We start from the raw sequence: 16,979 nt of genomic DNA on the forward strand, positions 1-16,979 counted from the left end.
GTCAGGCGGTTCAGGATGGTGGGAAAGTTCGTCATCAGCACCGGCACATCCCGGTCAAGCAGGGCGTTGGCGATACAACCGGCGAAAAAGGACTTGCCGGTTCCCACATCCCCAAACAGAAGCAGGCCGGTGTTGTTCCTGTATGCCTCTTTCCAGTTCTCCACATAGGCGCGGGCCTTGTCCATCAGGGGATTTTGGCCGTTGTCGTTGGCAAAGGTGTAGTCGTACAGATAGCGGTCTTGCAGGCCCTGGGCCTTCCGGCGCTTGATACGCTCCATGCGGCGCTGCCGTTCCTCGGCGGCCTTGCGCTGTTCCTCGGCCTCCCGCTGGCACTGGCAGATACAGCGGGGCATGAAGTAGCCCGGTTTCCCAAAGCAAGGCACAACGGTCTGCCTCTGGCCGCCGCACTTCTTACAGTGAATGAGGCCATCTGCCGGGTCTATGTACTCGTCCCCGGCCAGTTCCACACTGGCGGCTGCCTTGTCGATCAGCGCCCGGATTTCTGCGGTAATCTCCATCATATGGTTTCATCCTCCTTTACGCTGTAATCCCGGTTGCGGGTGGGCGGGGCCGCTTTCCTGGCGTCCTCACTGGCCCAGCGCCGGATGGTGGCAGCATGGCTCTGATACCGCTTGCCGGTAGAAGCCATGTACTCGGACAGCTTTTCGATGTACTGGCCCCATACAGTGGGAAAGCTGGCCTGCAGGTCTGCCAGTTCCTCGTCCATCAGGAAAACATTCTGGTAACGGCCATAGGCGCGGGCGCTCTCACTCTCTCTATTCTCTATACTCTTATCTCTAATATCTAATCTCTTATCTCTAATCTCTGGTGGACAAATGTCCCCCCGGCTATATGGTGGACAAATGTCCGCCCCGTCGGATGGGAGCAGTTTTTGACGCTTCAACCGCATACGCTCTTTCTTTTTCCGTTCCCCCTCGGTAGAGGACTGGCCGATCAGCAATTGGATGTCGGCCATGTAGTAGGCCCCGTCGGTCAAAATCTCCACAAGGCCAAATTCGAGGAACACCTTCAAGGCCCTCTCCACCGTCCCCACCTGATGGCGGGTAAAGGTGGCGATGGTCTGGGGCGTGTGGGGCAGATGGTCGTTGAGCATGAGAATACCGCCGCTTTTGAGTGACATGAGGTACATTTTCAGCAGCAGATTGGAGTACAGCAGGCCGTCCTGCATACTCTCCAAAATAACCATTGTTTCGCTGTTGTAGAAGTTTTCTTTCAGCTTGAGGTAGTAATATTTTCGATTGTCTGACATGGGTTCCTCCTTGGGGTTTATTTCAGGGGTCTGTACGCCTTTAGAGGGCCGTTTTGGGGGCCAGAGGATAAATCTATCAGGCCCCCAGCGACACCCTCAAAAAAAGCCTTGATTTACAAGGGGTTTTCGGCCCCTAAAGCGTGACATTTCGCCCTTTGTTTCCGCTTGCGCTGGGCGGCCTTGATACGCTTCATGCGCCCGGCACATTCCGGGCAGTATTTGGCCCGGTTGGAGCCGGGGGTGAACAGCGCCCCGCAGACGGCGCACCGCTTGGCGTCCAGGCGGTGGAACAGGGCCGTTTCCAGTTCTCTGTCCAGCGGCAGCACCGCCGCCCGGAACCACCGGCACAACAGGGAGTAGGAAATGGACTGGACGCAGACACATTCCTCCCCATCGTCCAGCGCGATACAGTTGCCGCCGTCATAGTTGCAGCACTCATGTACCAGCCGCCGCGCTCTGCGGTACTGGCGGTAGTCCATGACGGGGACGGGTTCAGGCTTGCTTTTCTTCATGCTGGCACTTCCCACACCCGCCGCAGTTGCCGCAGCCGTGGCAGGCATGGGCCTCCGGCTCCGGGCCGGTGGGCGCGTCTGCCGGTTCCGGCTGCAACAGGGCAAGGGGCAGGCGGATATTCAGGTGGACAGTGACGGGTAAAATAATCTGCTTCATAGGGCAATCTCCTTCTGTGAGTGAATGTTGACAGTTCTGTGCAAAGGTGTGTCGTGAAACGCGACGCACCTAAAAGGGGTCGGCAAAGCGCCGTACCCTTTACCGCTCTGGTCCCCGGTCGCGGGGCTTGTCCCGTTCCTGCCGGGCCAGTTGGTCGGCGGCCTTGCGGAGCCGTTCCACGGCTTTCAGTTCCTCCCGCATGGCCTTCATGTCGATGCTGTCCACCTGCTTCTGGGCGGTCAGCAGGTCGATCTCGCGCCGCCATTCCTTCGGAGAAAGTTCCTCGCCGCTGGCTTTCAGTTCCTTCAGATACCGAGCCGCCGCGTCATAGAGGATCAGTTCCCGGCTGTGGCGCTGCTCGAACAGTTCCCGCTTTTCCGGCTTCACCCTGGCAAACTGTTTATGAATGGCCTTGTACTCGTTGTACTGCGCCCACATCTCCCCGCGCTCGGTGAGAACAGCGATCCGGCGTTCGGCCTTGACGATCTCTCGCCGCAGGTCATAGTAGCGGGTGTTCATATCGGAAATTTTTTCATGGAGCTGCTGCATGGACTGGATGCCGTTTGCCTGCAAAAAGCTGAACAGGGCGGCGCTCTCCTGCAAAGCCCGGATTTTGCCGGTGCGGGTGTCAGGCCGCTTGAGCTGCTGCTGGGCCTCCCACAAGTCCATCATGCTGGGCTGCTGGCCCTCCGGCTTCTCCGCCTCGGCCTTCGACCAGTTGTAGAGACGGGTCATGCGGGCCTTGATTTCTTTCAGCAGCTTGTTGTCGGCGGCGATCTGCCGGTTGACTTCTCCCTTGTCGGTGCGGATGCCGCGCTTCTCCATCTGGCTGGCTGCTGGCCCCAGGTGGACAGAGGGGATTTTATCAATGCCCCGGCGCTTGTAGCTGCGGTGGTCTACCAGGGCAGGCTGACCGACGGCCTCCAATGCCCGGTTGGTATAGGCCGCCCATGCCGCCCGCCAAATCTCCACATTCCCTTTGTCGTTCCAGTCGGTGGTATCCTCCCGGTGGTTCTTCCAACCGCCTTTCCCGTCTGGGATGCGCTGGCCGTTCTCGTCCAGGTCGTATGCCTTGCGGCACTTCGCGCCCCATGCACCGTTTTCTTTTAAGGGCCGGACGGTCAGCATGATATGGACATGGGGGTTGCCGGTTCCCTTGTCATGGATGGCGAAGTCGGCGCACATTCCTTTGTCCACAAAGTTGTCCTTCACATAGGCCCGGACAAGGGCAAGCTGCTGTTCCCTGGACAGTTCACGGGGCAGGGCCGCCTCAATCTCACGGGCAAGCTGGCTGTCCCTGGCTTTCTCGATCTGCTCCACACTGTTCCAGAGGGTGGAGCGGTCTGAAAATTCCGGCGGGGCGTGGGCGGGCAGCATGATCTCCGCATGGACAACGCCGCCTTTGCGGGTGTAATCGTGGGTAAGGCCGTCCCATTCATTCGTCAGCTTTGTTCCGCTGCGGTAGGCGGCTGCGGCAACAGCGGAACGGCCCTCGCTGCGCTTGATGATACTGACGGGGATGTGGCAAAAATCTATGGGGATCGCCTCCTTTCGGTGAGGGGTATTCAGGCTCCGTGGAGCCGGACAGACGCGAAGCGGGTGTCTGGCTGCGCGGGGCGCACAAGGGGTTTGGGGAGTGTAGCGCCCCATCGCGGACGAAGTACGCAACAGCCCCCGGCAGGGCGCACGACACCGGCAACGGTGTATAAGTGCGCCCTTGTAAACAAGGGACTTACGGCTTGTCCCCGGATTTCGGCAGTTTTGCGGCCAGTTCCGCCGCCCCCGGAAGATGGGACAGGGCAATCAGGAACGCCTTGACCTCTACGCCGGGAAGGCCGGGGGCCAGAGGAAAAATGCCCTCCAAAATGGCCCCGCGCTCAATCAGGCGGCGGGTGCGGGCCTTGCGTTCCTCATTGCGCTGCTTGTTCTCCAAAATCTTCTGGCGGTTCTCAAGCTGCCGGATTTCCTTCAGGACTTCTTCGCGCTCGTCCTTTTTCGATTTCGCTTGGGCGGTGTTGTCTTTGTGCATATCGTTTTTTCCTTTGGCGGCTCCATCCAGCCGCGCTTGATATAATATTTCTGCAACTTGATGATGGCGTTGCGTACCGTGACAATGGCCGCCGATGTGGTAAATCCCTCGGCCCCGGCAATCTCCTTAAAGGGCTTGCCCTCCCAAAACCGGGCATGAAGGCAGCTCGCCTGCCGGGGCGTCAGGGTGGCAAGGGCCTCCCGGAGCCGTTCCATCATCAGGGCATGGGCGGCCTCCTGTTCCCGTTCCGTTTCCTTCTCCATCAGAATATCTTCCGGGGAAATGGCCTGCTCCGGGAAATGGTGTTCCATGCCGGGGGATGCGTCCAGAGAATAACAGTGATAATGCTGCTTGGCGTCATTGGCGTCCTCTGCGCGGCTTTCCTCCACAATGGCGTCTGCCACTTCGTCCGGCACTTCCACAAAGGTGTCTTTCTTACAAATCGGGTAGTAGTATTTTTTCAGGTTGAGGGTTTTCATAGGCCGCTTGTCCATTTCCGGCGTATGAAGTACCGGCGCAGCCGCCGGAGCGCCGCATGGATGGACTTCCCAGCCTGGGATGGGGTAATGCCCTCCATCGCAGCAATGTCCTTCACTTTCATCCCCAGCATATACCGGGCATGGACGCGGCGGGCCTGCGCTGGGGTCAGAGAGGAAATCGCCTCATAGAGCCGCCGGAGCAGTTCGGCGTATTCGGCCTGCGCCTCCTTTTCCATCAGGCAATCCTCCGGCGATGGCTGCGCCCAGCCGATGGCGGCGTTCTCAATCCCATCGTCGCAGTCAAGGGAGTAAAACGCCTTGTAGCGGTACATCTTGCGCTCCCTGGCGGCCTCGGCCCGCTTGTCCAGCAGGAACGCTTCAACGATTTCATCCGACACCTCCACAAAGGTGTCCTCGGTGCAGAACGGGTAATATTGCTTGAGGTTGATCGTCTGCATAGGCCCGCCCTCACTCTGACGGGAAAAGGCCGTCATAGCAGCGGCGCATATTCCGCAGGCCCCGCCGGATGGCAATACTGACCTTGCTGCTGTGTACGCCCTCCATCCGGGCAATTTTCGGCTGATTGATACCGGCGATGTAGTAGGCCCGGACGCGGCGGGCCTGTGTGGGGGTGGCATGGGCCAGGGCCTCCGACAAGGTGGCAACCAGCCGCAGGCGGGCGGCCCGTTCCTCGCGCTCCAAAAGGATTTCCTCCGGCGATCTGCCGTGTTCCAGCGCGTAGTTCTCCGTCCAGCTATATGCGTCCAGAGAGTACCAGGCGCGGTGGTAGACCTTCCGGCGCTCATAGTTGTTCATCTCGCGCTGGGCCTGCCGCATGACCTCCCAAACCTCATCGCTGACCTCTACAAACTCGTCATGTCGGTAGTGGGGATAAATCCACCGCAGATTGATTGTTTTCATAGGCTTACCTCCTGAAAATGGGAGAGGCGGGCAGCTTGTCCGCTGTCCGCCTCCCGCTGGGATAAGGGAAACAATCCCTTTCACTTGGTAGCCCGAAAACAGGTCATTCGTTAAGCCTGTTTTCAAAGAAATTTATAAAATTTTTTCTGACTGCCTCCACACTCTGATACACGGCCACTTTGGAGCAGCCGCACACCGTCCCGATCTCCGCAAGGGTCAGCCCGTCCAGGGCATAGAGCAGGAACCGGCGGCGCTGGGCCTCGGTGCAGGTGTCCAGGACGGCCATCAGCTCGCCCAGCGTTTCCATGCGGCAAAGGTATTCCTCCGGCGTTTCGCCGTAGATACCTACGCCCTCGGTGGCAACTATGTATTCGTCAAACTCCCGGCCATCCCAATGCCGCCGCTGCTCATGGGACAGGTTCTCGGCTTTGTGGTCAGCCCAGTCAAGAAATTCATAGACTTCCAGTGTGACCTCCACGGCCACAGCTTGTCCGTTGTAATGGATGGTGACTTCCATCTGCCTTTCCTCCGTTCAGATTTTTGCGGGAAAATCTGAACGGGGCGGCGGGGAACGACACCGGGGACAGGGTTCGGGCCATGTTGGCCCGATGTTCCGGCCCCATAGGTATGAAAAAACGCCCGGACAGCATGAAGCTATTCGAGCGCAAAAAATATGGTATTCAGTTACATTGTGACAATTTTCGCACTGGCTGCCAGACGGGGCCTGTCCGGTGGCCGGGCTTTTTTTGACGATAGTGCAAATATCGTCTGAATTTGTCGGCGGTCAGTGTGTTTCACGGCGGCTCCCTCCTAAAGCCGCCGTGTCAGCGTATGGGCGTCACTCCTTTGTCGAGGGCATAAGGAACGGCGGCCTTGATGTTACTCAAAACCGCCGCAGTCCTTGAAAATCCATTATGGGCGCACGAAGCTGCCTGCCCTGCAACGGTTTTTTTCTTTCCCCGTCTTGCGGGGCAGGATCGCTTGGCTTATTCGGTTTATTCCTGCTCCTGTTCGGCTGCCTCTTTCAGCCGTGAAAAACTCTCATCGCTGATAATGTGTTCAATCCGGCAGGCGTCGGCCTCCGCAGTCTTGGGGTCAACGCCTGCGGCGATAAGCTGCTCGGTAAAAAAACAATGTCTCTCATAGATTTTTTCAGCAACCTCGCGGCCCACATCGGTCAGATGGAGAAAGTGATCTTCGTCCATTGTAAGAAAGCCGCCGTCCCGCAGGATCGCCACTGCATGGCACACGCTGGGCTTTGACACCTCCATGTGCCGGGCCACATCTACGGAGCGTACCATACCGAGTTTCTTTTGGAGAACAAGGATGGTTTCCAGGTAGTCCTCCCCGGACGGAGTTATTACGGGCTTCATAAACTCTTTGCGCTCCTTTGCCTGTTTTTGTTGCAATTCTTCCCATGCTTCACGAATAATCAAAGAAAACACCTTGGCACGCCCCCTTTCAAGAATAATAGGTTCTGATGTTTATGCAAAAGAAATCACTTTAGTTTCCAGCCACTTGCCAGTTCACGCTGTTTCCAAAAACGACTATAAATTCCATCTTGAGAAATCAGTTCTGCGTGTGTTCCTTTTTGCGCCACTTTGCCATCCGATATAACGACAATCTGATCGGCATTTTTTACTGTTGATAAGCGATGTGCAATGGAAATCAGTGTTTTTCCCTTTGTAAGCTGTTCAATCGCTGCCAACAGTTCATGTTCATTCTCCGGGTCAACGCTGGATGTTGCTTCATCCAGGATAATGATTGGAGCATCTTTCAAAATGGCTCTCGCTATGGAAATACGCTGCTTTTCACCGCCAGACAAAGTAGAGCCACCTTCACCCACCTTTGTGTTATATCCTTCGGGCAAAGATACGATAAAGTCATGGCATTGAGCCTTTTTTGCTGCCTCCACGATTTGCTCATGGCTTGCATCAGGATTGCCAAAGCGAATATTATTCTCAATGGTATCATTGAAAAGGTAGACGCTTTGAAAGACCATGCTGATATATTGCATAAGGCTATCAGCAGTGTAATTTTTTACATCCTGCCCGTCCACAAGAACCTGACCTTCTTGAACATCCCAAAAGCGGGCAATCAGGTTGCAAAGGGTTGTTTTACCTGATCCAGATGGCCCCACAATCGCGCAGGTAGTTCCCTGTGGGATAAGCAGAGAAACATGGTCGATAATTTTTCGGGACTTTTCATATCCGAAAGATACATCCCGAAGCTCAATATCAAACCGTTTCGGGACAAGTTTATTTGATGTTGTGTCCATCTGCGGGATGTTAGTAACTTCTTCAAGGCGGTTTAAGCCAGCGGTGACGACACGGGAAAGAAACGCACCATTTCCCATCTGCTCCATTTCGGAAAAAATGATAAAGGCGCTGACAATCACCATGAGGCACCACGGCAACGATAAACTTCCCGCCAGATACAAAAGAACGGCGGCTAACATCAAAACACTGCCGGTTATCTTGTAAACAGCAGAGTACCATTTCATCAAAGCCATAGAAGCGTGTTCCTGTGCAAGATCAGCTTCTTTCTTTTTACGAAAAGAGGCATAAACGGCATTTTCGCTACCATCCGCTTGGGAAAAGGCACGAAGCACCGCAATTCCCCGGATATATTCCAACGCCTGAGTCGTCATATCTTCTTGCGCCGCCAATACTTTCGGCGCGTGTTCCCTTGCAACTTGTCCAATAGCATGAAGAATTAAGATGCCGACAATGGAACCTGCAAGGGTGATTACTGCAAAAACAGGAACGGAAAATAGAAAGAAAACGATCATTACCAGCGCCATCAACGCTCCGCTGGTCAGATCAGTGACCGCCATCATGGAATATTGTTCCAACTCCGTTACTGTCGTTGTAAGTACATTCTGAATACTTCCCAAACGCTGCTCAGAAAAATATCCCATAGGTGCTTTTCGCATGAGGGAGCCGACATGAAGTCTGTAATCACGGAATATATCAAAGCCTTTAGCACTCATGGAAATATCCATAAGCCACTGAAAAAAGAAACGGCCCAGCACACTGATACACAAGACAGCAAAAGCTTTCCAGATTACATCCATTGTCAGGCTGTCCAGATCAGAGGCAACAATATAAACCGCCCATAAAACCATTGCCATACATACGCTTTTCAGGAAATTAAAGAGGATGCCCAGCAAGATTTTTGATTTATGCTTTCCCGCCAGATTGAGTATTCTTTTAATCATAGCAACCATTGCCTATCCCTCCTTCTTTTCCAGATTTGATGCTCCGACATACTGCTGCCACATTCGATGATACAGTGGACACTGTTCCAGTAATTCTTTCTGTGTTCCTCTGGCAATAATATTTCCCTTATCAACGACAAGAATTTGCTCCGCATTTTGAATAGTGGAAAGCCTGTGGGCGACAACCACAAGAGTTTTGCCGTGAACAAGACGCCCAACAGCCTCTTGGATTTGAGCCTCGCTTTCGGGATCAGCGTAGGCAGTTGCCTCGTCCAAAATGATAAGGTTTGACTGTTTCAGCATAGCCCTTGCAATCGTAATGCGCTGGCGTTCGCCCCCTGAAAGCCGATCTCCCGCATCACCGGCAAAGGTATCATACCCTTGCGGCAATTTCATAATAAAGTCATGGCAGTTTGCGGCTTTGGCCGCAGCCTCTACTTCCTGATCAGACGCTTGTGGGTTTCCCATGCGAATATTCTCTCGAATAGACTTATTAAACAAAAAGTTATCCTGCGCCACATAGCTGATTTCCTGCATCAGCTGATCGAATGGAATGTCTTTTATGTCCTTTCCACCATAACGAACGATACCGGAAGTCGCATCCCAAAATCCAGCCATCAGTTTTGCAATCGTTGATTTGCCAGAGCCGGAAGCCCCAACGATAGCGGTCATAGTTCCTGGTTTTGTCTGGAAAGATATGCCATGAAGCACTTCTTTGGTATCGTTATAGGAAAACGAAACATTCTCAAAAGAATATGCACTTCCGTCAAATTCAACTTTCGCATCCGGCCGTTTTTGTTCCGGCGTTGCGAGGAAATCTTTGACGGGCTTCAGATTGGCGGTAATCGTTGTCAGCATTTCACCGGCACTTGCCAGCTTCATCAAAGGCGCAATCGCACCAATGGGGATGATAATGCACGCAACAAGGATCGGAAGTGAAATCTGCTGGTTCATATAGAGGTATGCACCAATGGGCAGACTTCCCAGCATTGTCGATGGAAGAATTGCTTTTACCGCAGCCATCCAAAACCAGCATTGCCGCCACCAATCAAGCGTACTGTCATGGAAAAAGTTCACTGAATTAGAAAACTTGCCAAAAGATGCTCCTGTACGGCTAAAGGCTTTTATGACCTGGATGCCTCCAACATATTCAACCAGCGCTGCGTTCATTTCGTTTCCGCTACGCAGATAGGTTTCCATTTTCTCACCATATCCGCGAAGCATCCCGAAAATAAAAGGGATGCAAAGAGGAATTGTAATGAGTGACGCCAATCCCATGCGCCAGTCCAACGCAAACAACAAAACAATGCAGGCTGCCGGAGCTGCGATATTTGAAGGGATTTCGGGGATAAAATGCGCTATCGCATCTTCTAATTTTGCAACATTATCTACGATGAGATTTTTATATACGCCGGATGGCGTTTCCAGCATGACACCCATTGGAACCTTTCGCATTTTTTCTGCAATCGCACACCGAATATTGCACAAAATGGTAAATGCAATCTTATGGCTGCGGCTGGATGCAACAATACCGAGCAGAGTTTTGAGGATGATACCTGCTGCGGCAATTCCGGCCCAAATCAGTGTACTATGTATCGTTGCTGTACCTGCGAAAACTTCGTTGGCAAGCATGGCGGCGGTCAAATAGGGGAGCATACCAAATAACTCTGACAGAACTGTCAAAATTACAGACAACGACATCTTTCCCTTGGCATCGCCGGAAAACTCAAAAAGAGTTTTTATTGGATTATCTTCTTTCTGCTTCATAAAGCCCCTCCTTCCTCAGAACCGAAAAATTGTTGAACACGCTGTCCGTTCTGTGTATCAAACGGCCCATACCATTTCACAGTCCCATCCTCAATAAAAATGAAATAGTCACAGCATTCTGCAATCAATTCCGGGTCATGGGTAATAATCAGCGATGTTTTCCCTATGGCGCTTAATTTCTTGAGGCAATTTGAAACCTCCAACATATGCCGATAGTCCAAACCACTTGTCGGTTCATCAAAAACCATAATTTCTTTTTTTGATGCAATGGCACTTCCAATCGCCACGCGCTGTTTTTGTCCGCCAGATAACGAAAGGGGATGGATACTTTTTAATGCAATTAAATCCATATCACGCAGGATCTCATCAACTATTTTTTCACGCTGAGCATCGTCCGTATGTTCCACGCTTATGGAAATTTCATCTTCAACGCTTTCTGTAAAAAGCTGATGATTGACATCCTGCATAACCAGATAGCATATTTTCAGCCGCTGCCGGTTGCTGTATGTTCTACTTCCGAACGAGAATAAACCTCTTGCCCGTTTCTCAAGCCCGCACAGGCAACGGGCAAAAGTCGTTTTTCCAGCTCCATTTTCCCCGATAATTCCAACAATCGCACCTTTCGGAATAGATAAGGCCGGTATTTCAATCCCAACGCCATCCTTGTAATGAAACGATAAATCTTTCACAGAATAGCAGTCCGAACTATGCGGTGTTCTGGCATTGGAGCCAAAAGACACTGGCGATATGGATCGTAGCCCACGGCGTTTGATTTCATCTGCTGACAGGCTCCAGAATGTATCAGCGGGCATATCTTCTTTGATTTCTCCATCGTTCATATAAACAACCCGATCTGCCACACCCTTCAAATAACTAAGCCGATGTTCAGCAACAATAACGGTCTTTCCCTGGGCTTTCCATCGCATGATAATATCTTTCAGCATCCAGATTGAGCGCCAGTCCAAATTAGAAGTGGGTTCATCCAAAACAAAAATGTCCGGCATGGGAATGGAAACTGAGGCACAGGCTATCTTTTGCTTTTCACCGCCAGACAGATGGAATAGATTTCGCCCAACAAGTTCTCCAATTCCAAATTCATTGATTGCGTTTTCTAAATACTGGCTGATTTGCTCAACAGGTACAGCCAGATTTTCACATCGAAAAATCAGTTCACTGGTAGAGTCAATATTAAAAAATTGTGTGCGCGGGTTTTGAAAAACAGAGCCAACCTTGCGGGCTACCTTATGGATCGGCTGCTTCGAGATGTTTTCTCCATTAAGCAGGACTTCACCAGTGAGCTGCCCCTCATAAAAGCTGGGAATAAGGCCATTCAATAGCCGTGTGATTGTTGTTTTTCCGCACCCTGATCCTCCACATATAAGGACAACTTCTCCATCGTGAATAGATAGATTTACATTCGTAAGAGAATTGTCCTGTTCGCTGTCCTTATAGCGGAAGGACACATTTTTCAGTTCGATCATCGTGCCCCTCCTTAAAACAAGTAATAGAGAATAAGCGCAGCGGTTAACAGAACCATCAAAAGGATGTCCAACCCTTTGATCTTTATTTTGCAGTAATTACTTCTTTCCGTATCCACGCCGAGGCCGCGTGCAACGGCGGCAGCGGATAGTTCGTCACCAATTTGCACAACAGAAGCAATCAGCGGTACGAGCCTGTATTCCAACATGGCAATCGGCCCTTTACTAATTCCAATACCGCGCATTTTCATTGCATCCTGAATACTGTGGTACTCGTCCGCCACCGTAGGAAAGAAGCGAAATATCACAGCGAAGGGAATTGTGATTTTTCTGGTAATGTGCATTTTTTCCATCGCCGCCACAAACTCGCTGACTTTTGTTGTCTGTAAAAAACTCATGGCGATAAACAGGGTGGGCATCATACGAAGCACCACCTCGACTAACAAGCGAATGATAATACCTAAAAGGCTCATTCCAGATATGTACGCCAGTAGCCCATTTGCCCCATAAGCGGCACAATAGGCCACCGCATAAACCGCGGCAAGGCCGGGCCTCCTGATGTTTATCAACATCAGGAAAGCCAGCCCTGCAAACACGATTTTCAAAATGGTATCAAGTTCGCTTTCAGACGATGGAACCATGACAAGACTGAACACCATTAAGGTATATAGTTTTGTCCTTGGGTCAAGATTGATAACGGCTTGCTGCGTATTCGTTGATACCTTCCCACTCATTATGCAATTCCCGCCCGTTTGAAATGCTTATTCAGGACAGCGCGGCCAATCAAAGCGCCGATGACACCGCCGACAGCAGTTGCAAGAATGACAACTGGAACCATATAGCCCTGCACTAAGGCTGCGAGGCCATCTGCAAAGGCATCCCCCTGGCTGGCACGGTACATTTCAACATAAGCATCGCCCATGATAAACATGGGAAGCTGTGTCCCGACCTGCCAAACACTGAAAACTGCATAGCCTGCCAGCATCGCTTTCCAGCTTTTATATTTTCCAGCCTTCATAATGACATCTGCCAGCAAGCCAAAGACAATGCCGGTAATCAGAGCGTAGTATCCATATCCCATCAGGAAAAAGATAAGGCCCAGAAGCACACCCATGATTGTCACGAGGCCGAAGGATTTTACCTTCGTGTAGAAAAGGATGCAGGGTATGCCTGCAATGATCGCTGTCAGCACAGGATAAAAAACAGCCATCACCGGAACAAAGCCGGTCATTGCACACACATAGAAGATCACAAAATAAATGACCGTGAAGATTGCGACATTTACAAGATCGCGCACGCCAATTTTTGAGGTTTGCACATTGTTTTCCATAAAAATATCCTCCTTTGTTTGTTAGTTACTGCTAACCTGTCTGTCAAAATGTAGCCGACGCTTTGAATATTTTCATATCAAACCATCGGCTGTAAGATTGTGTGAAAGCGCCTATACGCAGATCATTCGGGCGGCTTTAATCCGGCCACATGACATCACCCACTTTCCCGCCTTCAAAAATCGTTTTCCATCCGGCATTGAAGAACCAGCTCATACTTTGTATGTGCTTTTTAGCATCTTCTTTGGTCATATCATGGATAACGGTTTCAAAAAGGCCCGTATAAAAAGCGCTCGATAGCAGGTGGGCCAATTCCATTGTCAACCGGCCAGAAGAAATCGCATCGTTTCCAGTCTTTTCAATGTATTGCAAAGTGGTCTGTATATCAATCGCAACCACTCTGTGCATAAACTCCTGATAGCAATTTGTTTCGCCGCTGAGAAGCATGATTTTGAATTCATCAAGATGGGCGAAAACAAAATCCATCAGCTTTGAAAATTTGCCATTGGAGTAGCTATTGATTTGTGCTTTTTGTTCTTCCGGCTCTAAAGCCTCAAACCCGGCCAGCGTTTTTTGTAACAACTCGCAAAAGCCATCAGCAACAGGCTGGACAATACTGTGGTATAACGCCTCCTTGTCCGAATACCGATAGAGCAAGGAGCTTTTCGTTGTGCCTGCTTTTTCGGCAATATTACGCAAAGAAGCGTTCTCGTATCCATTGGCAAGAAATTCTTCTTTGGCACACTTGAGAATATTCTCCGTTACGCCTTCAATCATCTTGGCCATAGGCTCACCTCCTTCTTATTTTAGTCCACCGGTCTAAACCGATGGTCTAAATATAGCATAGAAAGATCAGATAGTCAAGATGGTCTTTCTATGTTTGGTTGTTAATGCTAACGGAAAACAATGTAACAGGCGGAAAAAATCCGCCTGTTCGATGCTGCTAAGCCATAATTAACTCATCTAAAACAATTTCCTCCGCCTGCGCTTTCAGCGTGTTCATCAGCCCCACCCAGCGCATGGGATCACGGACTTTCAGTTCCTCAGTGACGCCCGCCGCCTCCATCATACGGGGCAGCATGGCATCCATGCGCTCCCGCGCCGCCCGGTCAATCTCCAACAGGTGCAGGTACAGCTTTTCGCTCAAAATCAAGCTGCTGTAAAGGCTGGGTCGGTGTTCCTTCAGGTAGCGTTGCCGCATACGGCCATACTTGCCGATGGGGGCCTCCGGCTGCTCGGACAGCTTCAAGTCGGGGATATAGTAATCTCCGCAGCGGGTGTAAGTCAATTCGCTCATGTTCATTCTCCTTTGCACTGTGATGGTCAAACTGCGGCACTGGCCGATACGGTGGCCTTGCGCGGCTCCTGCCTGGGTAACTGGCTGACGGTGGTAAAAATGCCCTTCTCCATGTCCTCGGCCCGGATAGCTGCCTTTGCCGCCTCCATTTTTGCCTTGCGCTTGGCGTTGTAGCGTTCTTCCCATTCCTTCTGCTTGCCGTTTGCTTTGCGGCGTAAGTAGTTCTGGTGAAGCCTGTCTTTGCGTTCCTCCTTCTTCCGCAGTTCTTCCTGTTCCTCCGGGGTCAGGGGAACCGGCTGCAAGGCGGGCGGGATATACCGGCCCACAAAGTTGAAGTAGATTTCAACCTCTTGCGTAGTGTCCTGGCTGCCTTTGCGGGCGCGCTCATGGACAAGGATTTTCTCTACAAACTCGTTGAGCATGGTGTTTGTCAGCGTGTCGAAATTCTCGTACTTGTCAATCAGGGCAATAAATTTCTCCGCAGATTTCCGGCTCTGCTCATAGCCGGTAACGGCCTTTTCCAGTTCCGTGATTTCCGCATTGAGAGCGTCCTGCTCTTTGGCATACTGCGCGTCCAGGGCCTCATACCGGGCGTCCGGCAGCTTACCCAGGGCGTTGTCCTCATAGATTTTGCAAATCAGCCGTTCCAGTTCCCCGGCCCGCTTTTGGGCGGCGGCCAACCGTTTCCGCTTCTTGGATATGTCGGCGGTCTGCTGGGCGGCCTGCGTTTCCTGGACAGTGCGGATAAACTCGGCCCGGTCATTCTTGGAATATTCCGCGATGGCCCGGAGCATATCGGCAATCAGGGTCAGAACAGCTTCGGCCTTGATACGGTGCTGTGTAGGGCAAAGGGAGCCGATAGGGTATTTCCCATACTGGCCGCAAGTGTACTGCGGGACGCGCTTGCCGTTGTATGTGCGGTGAACATACATCTTGCCGCCGCAATCGGCGCAGTACATCAGGCCGGTCAGGGGATGGGCCTCCCCAAAGCCGTCCGGGTAGCGTCTGGCGTTTCCCCGGATACGCTGCACATTGTCAAAGGTTTCCTGGTCGATAATGGCCTCATGGGTGTTCTCAAAAATCGTCCACTCGCTTTCGTCAACATAGTGGCTTTTCTTGTCCTTGAAGTGCTTGCGGGTCTTGAAATTGATCGTATGGCCTAAATACTCCCGCTTTTTCAGGATTTCAACAACGGTAGAAGCACTCCAACGATAAATATCCGCAAAGGTCTTATTTTTGTTCACTCCCTCGCCATAGCGGGCAAGGTGAACGGCGGGCATTTCGATTTTTTCTTCTGACAACTTGGTTGCGATCTGATAGGGGCCGTATCCCTCCATCGCAAGCGCGAAAATATGGCGTACCACAGCGGCGGCTTCTTCGTCAACAAGCCAGTGTTCCCGCTTTTCGTCCCACAAATAGCCGTAAATGACAGTGCCGGTCAGGTGCTTGCCGCTCATGCCTTTGGACTTGAACACGGAGCGGATTTTCCGGCTGGTGTCGCGGGCGTAAAACTCGTTCATAATGTTGCGGAAAGGGGTAAAATCATCATCGCCTTTCAGACTGTCCACACCGTCATTGATGGCGATCAGCCGGACACCGCGCTGCCGCAAAATCTCCATGACCTGGCCGACTTTCAGATAGTCGCGCCCCAAGCGGCTCATGTCTTTGATAACAATGGCCTCCACCCGTCCGGCCTCAACTTCCTCCATCATCGCCAGAAAGCCGGGGCGGTCAAAACGGGTTCCCGATACGCCGTCATCGGTGAAGTGGGTAGGGTTCGGCAGACCATTCCGGCGGGCATAGTCCTCTAACATCTTTTTCTGGTTCGATATGGAATTGCTCTCGCCCTGTAACTCATCATCACGGCTCAAACGCTCATACAGAGGGGTGATTTTCTCGTTTCTCATGGCTGTACCTCCTGAAATGAAAATGCTCTAAGCGACTGCTTCACTAACCATGACAAAAACCATGATTAAGAAGTCACTTAGAGCATACATCTCCGGCGGCCAACTTGAATTTGCGGTACTGCTTCACGGCGAAGTGGTCCGGGTGCTCCTTCTCCAGCTTGGCAAAGAGCAGGTCCACAGGGCTTTGAAATTCCTCGTCGTCCTCTCTAGCCTCCGATGCGTTGATGAGCTCCAGCAGCGTGAGGAAGTTTCGCTCCTCCGGCTCCGCCTCGTACCAGATGTACCCAATCAGGGCGCAGTACAAAAGCCGCTCGGCCTTGACCCAAAAATCTTCTGAGGATTTCTCTCCGTCGCCTTTGGTGTTGGCAATGATGACATTGACCAGTTTGAGGATGTCTTTCTCTGACCGGATATAGGCGAAGGGGTTGTATTTCATGCTCTTTTTGAAATTGATGGTGTTGAGGACCTTGATGCGGTACGGCTCATAGATGATTTTCCCGCGGGCATCCCGCATGGGCTTTCCGTTCTCGTCCAGCTTGGGAGCGCCCCGCCGCAGCATGGTTCCCACCTCCGACAAAAGCTGTCCTTTCGGGTTTTGTCAATAAGGAACAAGA

The 16,979-nt window shown here is 51.8% G+C and carries 18 protein-coding genes and 2 pseudogenes; all 20 read right to left on the reverse strand.

The annotated features are described in order from the left end of the window. Positions 1 to 521, reverse strand: a pseudogene (locus B5G42_RS06640) (ATP-binding protein); the annotation flags it as partial. Next, positions 518 to 1,270, reverse strand: a complete 753-nt coding sequence (locus B5G42_RS06645; RefSeq protein ID WP_087268197.1) for a phage replisome organizer N-terminal domain-containing protein — start codon at positions 1,268 to 1,270, stop codon at positions 518 to 520. The pseudogene B5G42_RS06640 and the gene B5G42_RS06645, both read right to left, overlap by 4 nt. A gap of 113 nt (positions 1,271 to 1,383) precedes the next feature. Continuing rightward, on the reverse strand, positions 1,384 to 1,782 hold the full coding sequence (locus tag B5G42_RS06650; RefSeq protein ID WP_044992645.1) for a cysteine-rich VLP domain-containing protein: 399 nt from the start codon (positions 1,780 to 1,782) through the stop codon (positions 1,384 to 1,386). Further along, positions 1,763 to 1,939 (reverse strand): hypothetical protein, encoded by a 177-nt coding sequence (locus tag B5G42_RS18355; RefSeq protein WP_164475014.1) that lies wholly within the window; start codon positions 1,937 to 1,939, stop codon positions 1,763 to 1,765. The genes B5G42_RS06650 and B5G42_RS18355 overlap by 20 nt, the downstream gene beginning before the upstream one ends. 99 nt (positions 1,940 to 2,038) lie before the next feature. Next, the gene (gene mobQ / locus B5G42_RS06655) at positions 2,039 to 3,589 is read right to left on the reverse strand and encodes a MobQ family relaxase (protein ID WP_242961150.1); all 1,551 of its coding nucleotides are present in this window, start codon (positions 3,587 to 3,589) and stop codon (positions 2,039 to 2,041) included. 82 nt (positions 3,590 to 3,671) lie between these two features. Beyond that, positions 3,672 to 3,968 (reverse strand): DUF3847 domain-containing protein, encoded by a 297-nt coding sequence (locus B5G42_RS06660; RefSeq protein ID WP_087268200.1) that lies wholly within the window; start codon positions 3,966 to 3,968, stop codon positions 3,672 to 3,674. Further along, positions 3,908 to 4,447: an RNA polymerase sigma factor gene (locus B5G42_RS06665; protein WP_087268203.1), complete on the reverse strand. Its 540-nt coding sequence runs from the start codon at positions 4,445 to 4,447 to the stop codon at positions 3,908 to 3,910. The genes B5G42_RS06660 and B5G42_RS06665 overlap by 61 nt, the downstream gene beginning before the upstream one ends. After that, positions 4,444 to 4,905 carry an RNA polymerase sigma factor gene (locus tag B5G42_RS06670; RefSeq protein WP_087162339.1) on the reverse strand — a complete coding sequence of 154 codons (462 nt, stop codon included), beginning with the start codon at positions 4,903 to 4,905 and terminating at the stop codon, positions 4,444 to 4,446. Before B5G42_RS06670 ends, B5G42_RS06665 begins: the two co-directional genes overlap by 4 nt. A gap of 10 nt (positions 4,906 to 4,915) precedes the next feature. Next, the gene (locus tag B5G42_RS06675; protein WP_087268207.1) at positions 4,916 to 5,368 is read right to left on the reverse strand and encodes an RNA polymerase subunit sigma-24; all 453 of its coding nucleotides are present in this window, start codon (positions 5,366 to 5,368) and stop codon (positions 4,916 to 4,918) included. Positions 5,369 to 5,471: 103 nt separating this feature from the next. Then, complete coding sequence (locus B5G42_RS06680; RefSeq protein WP_087268209.1) at positions 5,472 to 5,885, reverse strand: RNA polymerase sigma factor; 414 nt, start codon at positions 5,883 to 5,885, stop codon at positions 5,472 to 5,474. Positions 5,886 to 6,363: 478 nt separating this feature from the next. Then, positions 6,364 to 6,741 carry a metal-dependent transcriptional regulator gene (locus B5G42_RS06685; protein WP_087268212.1) on the reverse strand — a complete coding sequence of 126 codons (378 nt, stop codon included), beginning with the start codon at positions 6,739 to 6,741 and terminating at the stop codon, positions 6,364 to 6,366. A gap of 125 nt (positions 6,742 to 6,866) precedes the next feature. Then, the gene (locus tag B5G42_RS06690) at positions 6,867 to 8,597 is read right to left on the reverse strand and encodes an ABC transporter ATP-binding protein (RefSeq protein ID WP_087235883.1); all 1,731 of its coding nucleotides are present in this window, start codon (positions 8,595 to 8,597) and stop codon (positions 6,867 to 6,869) included. Positions 8,598 to 8,600: 3 nt separating this feature from the next. Beyond that, positions 8,601 to 10,355 carry an ABC transporter ATP-binding protein gene (locus B5G42_RS06695; RefSeq protein ID WP_087235881.1) on the reverse strand — a complete coding sequence of 585 codons (1,755 nt, stop codon included), beginning with the start codon at positions 10,353 to 10,355 and terminating at the stop codon, positions 8,601 to 8,603. Further along, positions 10,352 to 11,836 (reverse strand): ABC transporter ATP-binding protein, encoded by a 1,485-nt coding sequence (locus B5G42_RS06700; RefSeq protein WP_087268215.1) that lies wholly within the window; start codon positions 11,834 to 11,836, stop codon positions 10,352 to 10,354. Before B5G42_RS06700 ends, B5G42_RS06695 begins: the two co-directional genes overlap by 4 nt. Positions 11,837 to 11,847: 11 nt before the next feature. After that, positions 11,848 to 12,567, reverse strand: coding sequence for an energy-coupling factor transporter transmembrane component T (locus tag B5G42_RS06705; protein WP_087235877.1), 720 nt, complete (start codon positions 12,565 to 12,567; stop codon positions 11,848 to 11,850). Next, positions 12,567 to 13,163: an MptD family putative ECF transporter S component gene (locus B5G42_RS06710; RefSeq protein ID WP_087235875.1), complete on the reverse strand. Its 597-nt coding sequence runs from the start codon at positions 13,161 to 13,163 to the stop codon at positions 12,567 to 12,569. Before B5G42_RS06710 ends, B5G42_RS06705 begins: the two co-directional genes overlap by 1 nt. Positions 13,164 to 13,299: 136 nt before the next feature. Beyond that, a complete protein-coding gene (locus B5G42_RS06715; protein ID WP_087235873.1) occupies positions 13,300 to 13,947 on the reverse strand; it encodes a TetR/AcrR family transcriptional regulator in 648 nt (215 codons plus the stop codon). 157 nt (positions 13,948 to 14,104) lie between these two features. Then, the gene (locus B5G42_RS06720; RefSeq protein WP_087235871.1) at positions 14,105 to 14,458 is read right to left on the reverse strand and encodes a TnpV protein; all 354 of its coding nucleotides are present in this window, start codon (positions 14,456 to 14,458) and stop codon (positions 14,105 to 14,107) included. A gap of 26 nt (positions 14,459 to 14,484) precedes the next feature. Then, positions 14,485 to 16,365: a recombinase family protein gene (locus tag B5G42_RS06725; RefSeq protein ID WP_087268218.1), complete on the reverse strand. Its 1,881-nt coding sequence runs from the start codon at positions 16,363 to 16,365 to the stop codon at positions 14,485 to 14,487. A gap of 91 nt (positions 16,366 to 16,456) precedes the next feature. Beyond that, positions 16,457 to 16,960, reverse strand: a pseudogene (locus tag B5G42_RS06730) (type IV secretory system conjugative DNA transfer family protein); the annotation flags it as partial. Between the last annotated feature and the right edge of the window lie 19 nt (positions 16,961 to 16,979).

The sequence above is a fragment of the Flavonifractor sp. An91 genome (assembly GCF_002159225.1).
In the GTDB taxonomy this organism is placed as follows: domain Bacteria; phylum Bacillota; class Clostridia; order Oscillospirales; family Oscillospiraceae; genus Flavonifractor; species Flavonifractor avicola.